Source organism: Micromonospora sp. SL4-19, assembly GCF_047921475.1.
GTDB lineage: Bacteria > Actinomycetota > Actinomycetes > Mycobacteriales > Micromonosporaceae > Micromonospora.
Genome location: NZ_JBLROB010000002.1, coordinates 17,456 through 29,695 on the forward strand (window position 1 = coordinate 17,456; position 12,240 = coordinate 29,695).

The following is a 12,240-nucleotide window of genomic DNA, read 5'->3' on the forward strand; positions in this document are numbered from 1 at the left end:
TCCTCACACCTCCGGGCGGTCCCGGTCGCCGTCCTGGCGGCGCAGCTCCTCCTCGCGTCGGCGCAGGTCCTCCTCCCAGCGGCGCAGGCGTTCCTGGTCCTCCCGCCGGCTCCGCTCGGCGAGGGAGGACAGGAACTCCGGATCGTCGTCCGGTGCCACGGGTCGGCGGTCCTGCTCGGAGAACCCGTTCCCCATCGGCCAGGCGGTGCGGGGTCGGCGGGCGGTCGGTTCCCGGCCGGCGACGAACCAGGCGATCGAACCGACCAGCGGGAAGAACAGGATGATCAGCACCCAGGCGACCCGGGGCAGGGCCCGGATCTCACCCTCCTCGGCGGAGAGACAGCTGATCAGCGCGCAGACGGCGAGCACGATCTGGGCGAGGAAGAGGAGTCCGTACAGGCGAGCCATGCCGGACATCATGGACCAGCGGTGCCGGTCAGCGCAGCCCGCGTCCCACCAGCACGACGCCGAGCAGCGCGAAACCGGCGGCGGCCAGCGCGGTCAACGGGAACGACCAGCGCTGCGCCCACCGTGGCCCGGTGCCGGTGGCCCGTCGCCAGTTCGCGGCGAGCGTGCCGAGCCAGGTCAGCAGGGCGAGCCCGGCCAGCAGCACGCTGGTGAGATCACCGGTGAGCGCCAGCCGGACCAGCAGCACGGTGACCCCGGTGAGCGCCAGCAGCGTACGCCGCCAGGCCAGCCGGGTCCGTTCCGGCTGGAGTCCGGGGTCGCCGGTCATCGGATCGCCCGGGCGAGGACCGCGACCACCAGCAACAGCGCGCCCAGCGCGACGGCCATCGCCAGGATCGCCGGGAAGCGGGAGGCGGGCAGCTCCTCGCTTAGCCGGATCGCCCGCTCGGTACGCGCCCAGTGGTCGACCGCCCTTACCGCGACCGTGGCGCCGAGCAGCAGCAGCGCGACGGCGATCGCCTCGCGTAGGTGGGCCAGGGGGAGCGGGGGCAGGAACTGCGCGGCGGCCAGCCCGCCGGCGATCAGCGCGAGGCCGGTACGCAGCCAGGCCAGGAAGGTCCGCTCGTTGGCCAGCGAGAAGCGGTAGTCCGGCGTACTGCCGACCGATCGCAGCTCGCGCGGGTCGAACCAGCGCCTGATCGCCTCCCACACGTCGTCGATTATCCGCTTTGCCCGGTGCATAGTCTGGGAGGATGACTGATCTTGATCCGCGAAGCCTGCGGGACGCCTATGACGCACAGATCCGCCCGGAGATTCCGGACCCGGTGCCTGCGGGAGTGACCGTCGACCGGGACGGGCCGCTGTTCCGCGTCGTCGGCCTGGACCATGGCGGCTTCCTCACCTACCGCACCCTGGACGGGCTGGCCGGCACGGAACTGGACGCACTGATCGCCCGGCAGGTCGAGTTCTTTCGTGCCCGCGGCGAGTCCGTCGAGTGGAAGCTCGCCGGACACGACGAGCCGGCCGACCTGGGGGACCGGCTGCGCGCCGCCGGCTTCGTGCCGGAGGACCTGGAGACCGTCATGGTCGGCCCGGTCGCGGCCCTGGCCGCCGCCGTCCCGGTCCTGCCCGAGGGGGTACGCCTGCGCGAGGTGACCGCCCGGGAGGACCTGGAGCGGATCCGCGCGATGGAGGAGGCGGTCTGGCACGCCGACCGCAGCCACCTGGTGACCGGGCTGGCCAGGGAGATCGAGACGGACCCGCAGTCGATCACGGTGGTGGTGGCCGAGGCGGGCGAAAGGGTGGTCAGCGCGGGCTGGGTGCGCTATCAACGCGGGACCGGCTTCGCCAGCCTGTGGGGCGGCTCGACCCTGCCGGAGTGGCGCAAGAAGGGCATCTACCGGGCGCTGGTGGCGTACCGGGCGCGGCTGGCCGAGCAGCGGGGCAAGGCGCTGGTGCAGGTGGACTGCTCCCCGGACAGCCGTCCGATCCTGGGGCGGCTCGGGCTCGTTGCGGTCACCACGACCACCCCGTACGTCTACACTCCGTGATCATGGAACCGTTGACGGCGGACGAGCGGCTGATCCTCAAGACCGGGGCCTTCGGCGCCGTCTTCCTGGTCTCCAACGCCGAGCCCGGGATGCTGGCCCTGGTGCGGGAGAGCTTCGCGGCCTCCGACGCGCTCGCCGGCGCCAGCGGGGTGGTGAAGGAGGCGCTGACCACCGGCCCGCTGCCGGAGTTGCCCCGGGACTCCGCGCTGGAGATCGAGGCGATGGTGCTGCCGGCGCTGGGCCGGGCGGTGGAGATCCTCCGGGCGAAGTCGCCGGGGGACGTCGAGGCGTACCGGTCGGTGGTGCTGACCGCGGCCGATCGGGTGGCGCAGGCTCACCGCGGCATGTCGCCCGCCGAGGCGACGGCCCTCGACAAGATCAGGAATGCGTTGGCCGCGTCCGCCTGATCGACTCGGCGGACCAGAGCGCCCGGACACTGGCCCGGACGCAGCGGTCACGGACCCGGCCGCAGGCGCACCGGTAGGTCTCCGGGATCATCCGGCGACAGGGCCGGCGGGGGGTGCGCGCAACTCCCGCCGCGCCCCGCGCGGCCGCCGAAATGCTGATTTCCGACATTTGCGTCACCTCCCGATTTGGAAGCTTACCCGGCGCGCGGACCCCGGGTGAGCTGTGTCACTCTGGGACTTCGGAAGGGCTATGCTACTTGTGGGTAACATTGCCCGTGGGCAACCGCACAACAGCCCGCAGTTGACCGATCGTTAAGTCACGCGGGAGGCTGCGGCCGTGACCGGGCGAGTGATCGCAACACCAAACAGGAGGGTCGTCGAAGCGCGATGAACATCGTCGTACTCGTCAAGCAGGTGCCTGATTCGGGCGCGGACCGCAACCTGCGTTCTGACGACAACACCGTCGACCGCGGTTCGGCGAACAACGTCATCAATGAGATGGACGAGTACGCCATCGAAGAGGCGTTGAAGATCAAGGAAGCCCACGGCGGCGAGGTCACCATCCTGACCATGGGTCCGGACCGGGCGACCGAGTCGATCCGTAAGGCGCTGTCGATGGGCCCGGACAAGGCCGTGCACGTGGTGGACGACGCCCTGCACGGTTCCTGCGCCGTGACCACCTCGAAGGTGCTCGCCGCCGCCCTCGGGCAGCTGGGCGCGGACCTGGTGATCTGTGGTGCCGAGTCAACCGACGGCCGGGTCCAGGTCATGCCGCACATGATCGCCGAGCGGCTGGGCGTCGCGGCCCTGACCGGTGCTCGCAAGCTCACCGTCGACGGCTCGACGCTGACCGTCGAGCGGCAGACCGAGGAGGGCTACGAGGTGGTCACCGCCTCGACCCCGGCCGTGGTTTCGGTGTGGGACACCATCAACGAGCCGCGCTACCCGTCGTTCAAGGGCATCATGGCCGCGAAGAAGAAGCCGGTGCAGACGCTGTCCCTGGGTGACCTCGGCGTCGCCGCGTCCGAGGTCGGCTTCGACGGCGCGACCAGCGCGGTGCTGGAGCACACCAAGCGGCCGCCGCGTTCCGGCGGCGCGAAGATCACCGACGAGGGCGAGGGCGGCGTGAAGCTGGTCGAGTTCCTCGCCACCGAGAAGTTCGTGTGAGAGGTCTGAGTCATGTCTGAGGTTCTCGTCGTCGTCGAAGCCACCCGGGAGTTCGGCGTCAAGAAGGTCACCCTCGAGATGCTCACCCTCGCCCGCGAGCTGGGCACGCCGAGCGCGGTCGTGCTCGGTGGCGCCGGGGCCGGCGAGGCGCTGAGCGCGAAGCTCGGCGAGTACGGCGCGGAGAAGGTCTACGCCGCCGAGGGCGAGGAGATCGACGGCTACCTGGTGGCCCCGAAGGCCACCGTGCTGGCCGAGCTGGTCGCTCGGGTGCAGCCGGCCGCGGTGCTGCTCGCCTCGTCCCAGGAGGGCAAGGAGATCGCCGCCCGGCTGGCCGTGAAGCTGGACAACGGCATCCTGACCGACGTGGTCGCCCTGGCCGCCGACGGCACCGCGACCCAGGTCGCCTTCGCCGGCTCGACCATCGTCAAGTCCAAGGTCACCAAGGGCCTGCCGCTGGTCACCGTCCGGCCGAACTCGCTCACTCCGGCCCCGGCCCCGGCCACGCCGGCCGTCGAGCAGCTCACCGTGTCCGTCGGTGCGGCCGACAAGCTGGCCAGGGTGGTCGAGCGGGTCGCCGAGCAGAAGGGCACCCGCCCCGAGCTCACCGAGGCGTCGGTCGTCGTGTCCGGCGGCCGCGGGGTCGGCAACGCCGACAACTTCAAGCTGGTCGAGGAGCTGGCCGACCTGCTCGGCGGCGCCGTCGGCGCGTCCCGCGCGGCGGTCGACTCCGGCTTCTACCCGCACCAGTTCCAGGTGGGCCAGACCGGCAAGACCGTCTCCCCGCAGCTCTACGTCGCGCTGGGCATCTCCGGCGCGATCCAGCACCGGGCCGGCATGCAGACCTCCAAGACCATCGTCGCGGTGAACAAGGACGCCGAGGCGCCGATCTTCGAGCTGGCCGACTTCGGCGTGGTCGGGGACCTGTTCAAGGTCGTCCCGCAGGCCGCCGAGGAGATCCGTAAGCGGAAGTGAGTGAACGGGAGCTGATCGGCGGGCCGGGGAGCTGAGCCGGCCCGCCGATCAGCCCGTCAGGGCGCCCTCAGCGACACCGTCGCTGGAACGGGCGGGCTGGTCGTCGTAGCTCAGCGTACCTACCGGAGACGTTCGCGACGTCCCGGGATCGACAAACCGGTCCCGGTGCGCGAGGGGCGGTCCGGCATCCGGCGAGGCGACCCTCGGCCACTAGGCTGAAGGGGATGGCATACCTGGATCACGCGGCGACCACCCCGATGCTCGACGAGGCACTCGAGGCGTACGTCGCCACGGCCCGCGAGGTGGGCAACGCGTCGTCGCTGCACGCGGCGGGCCGGCAGGCCCGGCGCCGGGTGGAGGAGTCCCGCGAGCGGGTGGCCGCCGCGCTCGGCGCCCGCCCGTCCGAGGTGATCTTCACCGGGGGTGGCACGGAGAGCGACAACCTCGCCGTGAAGGGCGTCTTCTGGGCCCGCCGCGCCACCCACTCCGGGCGGATCCGGGTGGTCTCCAGCGCCGTCGAGCACCACGCGGTGCTGGACGCGGTCGACTGGCTGGCCGGGCAGGAGGGCGCCGAGGTCGGCCGGCTGCCCGTCGACGCCGTCGGCCGGCTCGATCCGGAGTGGCTCCGCGCCGAGTTGGCCGCGTACGGCGAGCGGGTGGCCCTGGTCACCGCCATGTGGGCGAACAACGAGGTGGGCACCGTGCAGCCGGTGGCCGGGCTCGCCGCGGTCGCCGCGGAGCACGGGGTGCCGTTCCACACCGACGCGGTGCAGGCGGTCGGCCAGGTGCCGGTCGACTTCGCCGCCAGCGGCGTGTCCGCGCTCACCGTCACCGGGCACAAGCTCGGCGGCCCGAACGGGGTCGGCGCGCTGTTGCTGGCCCGGGACGTCGCCGCCACCCCGCTGCTGCACGGCGGCGGCCAGGAGCGCGACGTCCGCTCCGGCACCCTCGACACCGCCGGCATCGTGGCCTTCGCGGTCGCCGTCGATGCCGCGGTGAAGGGCCAGCAGGAGTACGCGGCCCGGGTCGCCGCGCTCCGCGACGAACTGGTGGAGCGGGTCCGGCGGGCGGTCCCCGAGGTGGTCTTCAACGGCGACCCGGTCGACCGACTCCCCGGCAACGCGCACTTCTCCTTCCCGGGCTGCGAGGGGGATGCGCTGCTGCTCCTCCTGGACGCGCAGGGCATCGCCTGCTCGACCGGCTCGGCCTGCTCCGCCGGGGTGGCCCAGCCCTCGCACGTGCTGCTGGCGATGGGTGCCGACGACGACCGGGCGCGGTCGTCGTTGCGGTTCACCCTCGGGCACACCAGCACCAGGGCCGACGTCGACGCCCTCATCACCGCGCTGCCCGGCGCGGTGGAACGGGCCCGCCGCGCGGCCGCCCTCCGGTCTCCCCGTTGACCCGGATACGCTCGGTGAGGACGAGGGGAGCGAGCTGGTGAGGGTTCTGGCGGCGATGTCGGGCGGGGTGGACTCCGCCGTGGCGGCGGCGCGGGCGGTGGCGGCCGGGCACGACGTGACCGGCGTGCACCTGGCGCTGGCCCGCAACCCGCAGACCTACCGCACCGGTGCCCGAGGCTGCTGCACCCTGGAGGACTCCCGGGACGCCCGCCGGGCCGCCGACGTGATCGGCATCCCGTTCTACGTCTGGGACATGGCCGACCGGTTCCACTCCGATGTGGTGGACGACTTCGTCGCCGAGTACGCGGCCGGCCGTACCCCGAACCCGTGCCTGCGCTGCAACGAAAAGATCAAGTTCGCGGCGGTGCTGGACCGGGCGGTGGCCCTCGGCTTCGACGCCGTGGTCACCGGCCACCACGCCCGGCTCGGCCCGGACGGCCTGCTGCGGCGCAGCGTCGACGAGGCCAAGGACCAGTCGTACGTCCTCGCGGTGCTGACCCGGGAGCAGCTCGACCGGTCGATCTTCCCGCTCGGTGACTCGACCAAGGCCGAGGTGCGCGCCGAGGCCGCGCGCCGCGGCCTCGCGGTGGCCGACAAGCCCGACTCGCACGACATCTGTTTCATCGCCGACGGCGACACCCGCGGTTTCCTCGCCCAGCGGCTCGGCGAGGCTCCGGGCGACGTGGTCGACGCGCTCACCGGCGCGGTGGTCGGCAGCCACACCGGCGCGTACCAGTACACCGTCGGCCAGCGGCGCGGCCTGCACCTGGACCGGCCCGCCCCGGACGGCCGCCCCCGCTACGTGCTCTCCATCACCCCGAAGAGCAACACCGTGGTCGTCGGCCCGGCCGAGGCACTGGAGGTCGCCCAGGTCCGGGCCGCCCGCCCGGTCTGGACCGGTGGCGAGCGGCCCACCGCGCCGATCGAGTGCGAGGTGCAGCTGCGGGCGCACGGCGACGTGGTGCCGGCCACCGTGGAGCTGACCTCCGACGGCCTGCGCGCCGAGCTGGGCCGTCCGGTCCGCGGGGTCGCCGCCGGCCAGGCGATCGTGGCGTACCGGCCGGACCCGGCCGGGGACGTGGTGCTCGGCTCCGCCACCATCTCCGACTGAGTCGACGGGCCGGTGAAGGCCGCGCCGTGGCCGGATGTCGCCGCTCGGCGCCGCCGTGCCCTGCCCGGCCAGCTGAGGCATGCCTCTCCGGAAGCTACGAACTTGATGTCGTGAACGACTCAGACCCGCTCGGCGCGGCGGCGCTGCGCCAAGGCTGGTGCCCTGCGGCGGTACTGCCGAGTCGCTGAATCATCCACGTCATCAAGTTCGTAGTGCCCGCCGAGGTGGTCGTGCACCCGCCGGTGCGGCCCCGCCGGCCGTCGGCATCCCGTCGCCGGTCGGCCGCGGAGCGATAACCTTCGGCGGTGACTGATCAGACCTGGCCCTGGCCCGCCGGGGCGGCGACCGGCATCGGCTCGCTGCCCGGCACCGACATCGCCGAAGCGCAGCGCATCGTGCTCGGCGAGCTGCCGGCCCTGCCGCACCTGCCGGAGCTGCCCGCCCGGGGCCCCGGCGCGGATCTGATCGGCCGGACCGGCGGCCTCCTCGTCGAGCTGCCGATCGAGCTGTACGCGGCCCGCTGGCGGATCGCCCGGCACCCCGGCAAGGACCTGCGCCGCGCCCGCGACCTGATGGAACGTGACCTCGACCAGCTCGCCGAGCAGGCCGAGGAGTACGTCGGCCCGGTCAAGGTGCAGGCGGCCGGTCCGTTCACCCTGGCCGCCTCGCTGGAGCTGCCGATCGGCGGCCGACTGCTGCGCGACCCGGGAGCGGTCCGGGACCTCGCCGGTTCGCTCGCCGAGGGGCTGCGCGGGCACGTCGAGGCGGTGGCCCGACGGCTGCCCCGTGCGTCGGTGCTGCTCCAGCTCGACGAGCCGTCGCTGCCGGCGGTGCTGGCCGGCCGGGTGCCCACCGAGAGCGGTTTCGGCACGCACCGGGCGGTGGAGTCGGGGGTCGCCGGCGCGCTGCTGCGCGGTGTGATCGAGGCGGCCGGGGCGCCGACCGTGGTGCACTGCTGCGCACCCGACGTGCCGCTGGAGCTGATCCGTACCACCGGGGCCGTCGGCGTCGCGATCGACCTCGGGCTGGTCACCGACCTGGACCCGCTCGGCGAGGCGATCGACGCCGGGCTCGGGCTGCTGGCCGGCGCTGCGCCCGCGCTGCCGGCGTCCAGCGGTCGCGCCCCGACGTCGGCCCAGGTCGCCGACCGGGTACGCCGGATCTGGGACCAGCTCGGCTTCCCCCGCCGCCGGCTCGCCGAACAGGTGGTGGTCACGCCCGCCTGCGGTCTGGCCGGGGCCACCCCGGGGTTCGCCCGCGCGGTCCTCACCGCCTGCCGGGACGCCGGTCGCCGGCTCTTCGAGGAGTGAGTTTCCTGTCGCACCCTCGGGGCAGGATGACCGGCATGATTGGACAGCTGCGTTCCGTCGTGATCGACTGCCCCGACCCGCGCGCGCTGGCCGGCTTCTACGCGGAGCTGCTCGGCCTGCCGCTGATCGAGGACAACTCCGACGGCGACGAATGGGTGGTGCTCGGCGGCCCGCCGGGGCACCAGCCGCGGGTCGCCTTCCAGCAGGCGCTCAACCTGCGCGCGCCGGAATGGCCCGACCCGGAGCGGCCCCAGCAGTTCCACCTCGACGTGACGGTGGACGACATCGAGGCCGCGGAGAAGGCGGCGCTGGCGCTGGGCGCACGGCGGCTGCCCGGCGAGGGTGACGGGTTCCGGGTCTATGCCGACCCGGCCGGGCACCCGTTCTGCCTCTGCTGGGACTGACCGCCGCCGGCGCGGCTTGCCTCGGCGATGCATGATCGCCATCGTGATCGACTCTTCGCCGCGCCGCGCCTCCGGTTCGCTCTTCGGCCTCGCCTACGGCGATGCCTTGGGCAAGCCCACCGAGTTCCTGACCGTCGCCGAGATCGTCCGCCGGTACGGTCCGGCCGGCCCCCGGGAGCTGGCGGGCGACCCGGCGCTGGTCACCGACGACACCCAGATGGCGCTCGCGGTGGCCTGGGCGCTGCGCGACGCGCCGGCGTACACCCCGCAGGTGGTGGAGCCGCTGCTGCGGCAGCGCTTCCTGGACTGGGCGGCCAGTCCCGACAACAACCGCGCGCCCGGGATGACCTGCCTGCGGGCCTGTGCCGAGCTGTCCCTCGGCACCCGCTGGCAGGAGGCGAGCATCGCCGAGTCGAAGGGCTGCGGCGCCAACATGCGGGTCACCCCGGTCGGGCTGCTCGACGTCGATCTCGACACCCTCGCCGGGCTGGCCCAGCTCCAGGCCGGCCTGACCCACGGCCACCCGACCGGCCTGGCGGCCAGCGAGCTGACCGCGTACGCGGTCCGGTTGCTGCGCGACGGCGCCGCGCTCGCCGAGCTCCCCGGGCTGCTCGTGGCACGGGCCCGGGAGCAGCGGACGGTCTACCGGGCCGACTGGCTCGGCGACCTGTGGCAGCGCCCCGGCGGGCGGACGCCGGAGGAGTTCATCGCCCGGGGCTGGGACGACTGCCTGCAGGTGCTCGGCCGGCTCGACGCGGCGCTGGACCGGCCGGACGACGGTGGCGACCCGTGCCGGCTCACCGGCGAGGGCTGGGTCGCCGAGGAGGCCCTGGCGACCGCGCTGCTCTGTGCCCTGTGGCACGCCGACGACCCGGTCGGCGCGCTGGCCCGGGGCGCCACCACGGCCGGTGACTCGGACTCGATCGCCGCCCTGGCCGGCGCCTTCGTCGGCGCCGCCCACGGCATGTCCGCCTGGCCCGCCGACTGGTGCACCCGCATCGAGTACGCCGACCAGCTCACCACCCTCGCCACCCCCGCCGACTGATTCAGCTGCTGAGGTGCGGGAGGCGACGGAGGTGCCGCCACAGGGTGGGGTCGCAGGTGCCGGCCCAGCCGGGGCACCGGCCGGCGCGGCCGGGTGACCGGGCGGGTGGTCGCTGCGCGGCGCCCCGGCGCATGCTGGTGTCGCGCGCCTGGTCAGGGCGGGTTGGGGGAGCGTTGTCAGCCCTAACCGCTACGGTGCGGGGGTAACACGATCACGGGAGGTCGACAGCGGTGTCCGAAGGCGGCAGCGTGTCCGAGGAAGCGGTTCCCCAGGCGGTCAGCCCCGCGCAGGAGACGGCGGCGGGCGCCGAGCCGACCCCGGAGGTGCGGGAGCGGCACGCCACGCTGAGCCAGGAGCTCACCGAGCACCAGTACCGCTACTACGTGCTCGACGCGCCGACCATCTCCGACGCCGAGTTCGATCGGCAGTTGCGCGAGCTGGCGGCGTTGGAGGCGGAGTACCCGGCGCTGCGCACCCCCGACTCGCCGACCCAGCGGGTCGGCGGCACCTTCTCCACCGACTTCACCCCGGTCACCCACGCCGAGCGGATGCTCTCGCTGGACAACGCCTTCGCCGACGAGGAGCTCGCCGCGTGGGCCGAGCGGGTCGAGCGGGACGCCGGCGGCCCCGCACCCTACCTGTGCGAGCTGAAGGTCGACGGCCTGGCCATCAACCTGACCTACGAGAAGGGCCGGCTGGTCCGGGCCGCCACCCGTGGCGACGGGCGCACCGGCGAGGACGTCACCGCCAACGTGCGCAGCATCCGGGACGTGCCGGCCCGGCTGACCCCCTCCGACGGCTTCCCGGACGTGCCGGAGTTCCTGGAGGTGCGCGGCGAGATCTACTTCCCGGTCGCCGGCTTCGCCGACCTCAACGCCGGCCTGGTCGAGCAGGGCAAGGCGCCGTTCGCCAACCCACGCAACGCCGCCGCCGGCAGCCTGCGGCAGAAGGACCCCCGGGTGACCGCCTCCCGGCCGCTGCGCCTGGTGGTGCACGGCATCGGCGCCCGCAAGGGCTTCCAGCCGGCCGCGCAGTCCGAGTCGTACGCGGCGCTGAAGGCGTGGGGGCTGCCCACCAGCGACCGCTGGCGGGTGGTCCCCGACCTGGCCGGGGTCGCCGACTACATCGCCTTCTACGGCAAGCACCGGCACGACGTCGAGCACGAGATCGACGGCGTGGTGGTCAAGGTCGATCCGGTCTCCATCCAGGGTCGGCTCGGCTCGACCAGCCGCGCGCCGCGCTGGGCGATCGCCTTCAAGTACCCGCCGGAGGAGGTGACCACCAAGCTGCTCGACATCGACGTCGAGGTCGGGCGGACCGGCCGGGTGACGCCACGAGCCCTGCTCCAGCCGGTCAAGGTGGCCGGCTCCACCGTCGCGTACGCCACCCTGCACAACGCCCAGGAGGTGGAGCGCAAGGGCGTGCTGATCGGCGACACGGTGGTGGTGCGCAAGGCCGGCGACGTGATCCCCGAGGTGCTCGGCCCGGTGGTCGACCTGCGACCCGCCGATGTCCACGCGTTCGTCATGCCCACCACCTGCCCGGCCTGCGGCACGCCGCTCGCGCCGGCCAAGGAGGGCGACGTCGACATCCGCTGCCCCAACGCGCGCAACTGTCCGGGCCAGATCCGCGAGCGGGTCAGTTACCTGGCCGACCGCAAGGTGCTCGACATCGAGGCGCTCGGCGAGAAGAGCGCCGCCGCGTTGCTGGACGGCCAGATCATCACCAACGAGGGTGACCTCTTCCAGCTCGACGCCGAGCAGCTCGCCCGCTCGCCGTTCTTCGTCAACAAGGACGGCAGCCTGGGCAGCAACGCCACCAAGCTGCTGGAGAACCTGGCCGTGGTCAAGGAGCGGGACCTGTGGCGGGTGCTGGTGGCGCTCTCCATCCGGCACGTCGGCCCGAAGGCGGCGCAGAGCCTTGCCCGGCACTTCCGCTCGATCGACGCGATCGAGGCGGCGGGCGAGGAGGAGCTGTCCTCGGTGGACGGCGTCGGCCCGACCATCGCCGCCAGCATCAAGGAGTGGTTCGCCGTCGACTGGCACCGCGAGGTGGTGCGCAAATGGGCCGAGGCCGGCGTACGAATGGCCGAGGAAGCCGGCGAGGAGGGGCCGCGCCTGCTGGAGGGTGTGACCGTGGTGGTGACCGGCACCCTGACCGGGTTCAGCCGCGACCAGGCGTCCGAGGCGATCCAGTCCCAGGGTGGCAAGGTCACCGGCTCGGTCTCCAAGAAGACCAGCTTCGTGGTGGTCGGGGACAACCCCGGGTCCAAGGCCGACAAGGCGGCCAGTCTCAAGGTGCCGGTCCTCGACGAGGAGGGCTTCCGGGTGCTGCTGGAGTCCGGCCCGGACGCGGCCCGGGAGGTGGCCCGCGTCGAGGGCTGAGGCCAGGTTCAATGTGAAGCTCGAAGGGACCTGATCGCGTATACCAACTTAGTTACGACTACGACCGATTCGTGACTGTCGT

At 73.2% G+C, this 12,240-nt stretch carries 13 protein-coding genes; 10 read left to right on the forward strand and 3 right to left on the reverse strand.

The annotated features are described in order from the left end of the window. Positions 1-3: 3 nt before the first annotated feature. From ACNAVT_RS03935 to ACNAVT_RS03945, 3 genes are read right to left on the reverse strand one after another with little or no spacing between them, the layout of a single operon-like run. Complete coding sequence (locus ACNAVT_RS03935) at positions 4-408, reverse strand: PLD nuclease N-terminal domain-containing protein (protein WP_416292908.1); 405 nt, start codon at positions 406-408, stop codon at positions 4-6. 28 nt (positions 409-436) lie between these two features. Then, positions 437-736 carry a DUF202 domain-containing protein gene (locus ACNAVT_RS03940; protein WP_416292909.1) on the reverse strand — a complete coding sequence of 100 codons (300 nt, stop codon included), beginning with the start codon at positions 734-736 and terminating at the stop codon, positions 437-439. Continuing rightward, positions 733-1,119 (reverse strand): YidH family protein, encoded by a 387-nt coding sequence (locus tag ACNAVT_RS03945; protein WP_416292911.1) that lies wholly within the window; start codon positions 1,117-1,119, stop codon positions 733-735. The genes ACNAVT_RS03940 and ACNAVT_RS03945 overlap by 4 nt, the downstream gene beginning before the upstream one ends. Positions 1,120-1,160: 41 nt before the next feature. On the opposite strand from ACNAVT_RS03945, the gene ACNAVT_RS03950 reads away from it, so the two are divergent. From ACNAVT_RS03950 to ligA, 10 genes are all read left to right on the forward strand, one after another. After that, positions 1,161-1,958: a GNAT family N-acetyltransferase gene (locus ACNAVT_RS03950; protein ID WP_416292912.1), complete on the forward strand. Its 798-nt coding sequence runs from the start codon at positions 1,161-1,163 to the stop codon at positions 1,956-1,958. A gap of 2 nt (positions 1,959-1,960) precedes the next feature. After that, a complete protein-coding gene (locus ACNAVT_RS03955) occupies positions 1,961-2,365 on the forward strand; it encodes a hypothetical protein (protein ID WP_416292914.1) in 405 nt (134 codons plus the stop codon). Between the two features lie 387 nt (positions 2,366-2,752). Further along, positions 2,753-3,532 carry an electron transfer flavoprotein subunit beta/FixA family protein gene (locus ACNAVT_RS03960; RefSeq protein WP_416292915.1) on the forward strand — a complete coding sequence of 260 codons (780 nt, stop codon included), beginning with the start codon at positions 2,753-2,755 and terminating at the stop codon, positions 3,530-3,532. Positions 3,533-3,544: 12 nt separating this feature from the next. Next, positions 3,545-4,504, forward strand: a complete 960-nt coding sequence (locus tag ACNAVT_RS03965) for an electron transfer flavoprotein subunit alpha/FixB family protein (RefSeq protein ID WP_416292917.1) — start codon at positions 3,545-3,547, stop codon at positions 4,502-4,504. A gap of 224 nt (positions 4,505-4,728) precedes the next feature. Further along, positions 4,729-5,904, forward strand: a complete 1,176-nt coding sequence (locus ACNAVT_RS03970) for a cysteine desulfurase family protein (protein ID WP_416292918.1) — start codon at positions 4,729-4,731, stop codon at positions 5,902-5,904. A 37-nt stretch (positions 5,905-5,941) separates the two neighbouring features. Then, entirely contained in the window at positions 5,942-7,015 is a 1,074-nt protein-coding gene (gene mnmA, locus ACNAVT_RS03975; RefSeq protein ID WP_416292920.1) for a tRNA 2-thiouridine(34) synthase MnmA, read from the forward strand. Positions 7,016-7,320: 305 nt separating this feature from the next. Beyond that, complete coding sequence (locus ACNAVT_RS03980) at positions 7,321-8,325, forward strand: methionine synthase (protein ID WP_416292922.1); 1,005 nt, start codon at positions 7,321-7,323, stop codon at positions 8,323-8,325. Between the two features lie 35 nt (positions 8,326-8,360). Beyond that, complete coding sequence (locus ACNAVT_RS03985) at positions 8,361-8,729, forward strand: VOC family protein (RefSeq protein WP_416292924.1); 369 nt, start codon at positions 8,361-8,363, stop codon at positions 8,727-8,729. Between the two features lie 31 nt (positions 8,730-8,760). Continuing rightward, positions 8,761-9,774: an ADP-ribosylglycohydrolase family protein gene (locus ACNAVT_RS03990; protein ID WP_416292925.1), complete on the forward strand. Its 1,014-nt coding sequence runs from the start codon at positions 8,761-8,763 to the stop codon at positions 9,772-9,774. 248 nt (positions 9,775-10,022) lie between these two features. Further along, positions 10,023-12,158 (forward strand): NAD-dependent DNA ligase LigA, encoded by a 2,136-nt coding sequence (gene ligA, locus ACNAVT_RS03995; RefSeq protein ID WP_416292927.1) that lies wholly within the window; start codon positions 10,023-10,025, stop codon positions 12,156-12,158. The last annotated feature ends 82 nt before the right edge of the window (positions 12,159-12,240 follow it).

Bases quoted from the DNA above. Each gene is read 5' to 3' on its own strand.
- ACNAVT_RS03985 (WP_416292924.1), top strand. From the start codon at position 8,361: ATGATTGGACAGCTGCGTTCCGTCGTGATCGACTGCCCCGACCCGCGC.
- ACNAVT_RS03970 (WP_416292918.1), top strand. From the start codon at position 4,729: ATGGCATACCTGGATCACGCGGCGACCACCCCGATGCTCGACGAGGCA.
- ACNAVT_RS03965 (WP_416292917.1), top strand. From the start codon at position 3,545: ATGTCTGAGGTTCTCGTCGTCGTCGAAGCCACCCGGGAGTTCGGCGTC.
- ACNAVT_RS03960 (WP_416292915.1), top strand. From the start codon at position 2,753: ATGAACATCGTCGTACTCGTCAAGCAGGTGCCTGATTCGGGCGCGGAC.
- ACNAVT_RS03935 (WP_416292908.1), bottom strand. From the start codon at position 408: ATGGCTCGCCTGTACGGACTCCTCTTCCTCGCCCAGATCGTGCTCGCC.
- ACNAVT_RS03955 (WP_416292914.1), top strand. From the start codon at position 1,961: ATGGAACCGTTGACGGCGGACGAGCGGCTGATCCTCAAGACCGGGGCC.
- ACNAVT_RS03990 (WP_416292925.1), top strand. From the start codon at position 8,761: ATGATCGCCATCGTGATCGACTCTTCGCCGCGCCGCGCCTCCGGTTCG.
- ACNAVT_RS03950 (WP_416292912.1), top strand. From the start codon at position 1,161: ATGACTGATCTTGATCCGCGAAGCCTGCGGGACGCCTATGACGCACAG.
- ACNAVT_RS03940 (WP_416292909.1), bottom strand. From the start codon at position 736: ATGACCGGCGACCCCGGACTCCAGCCGGAACGGACCCGGCTGGCCTGG.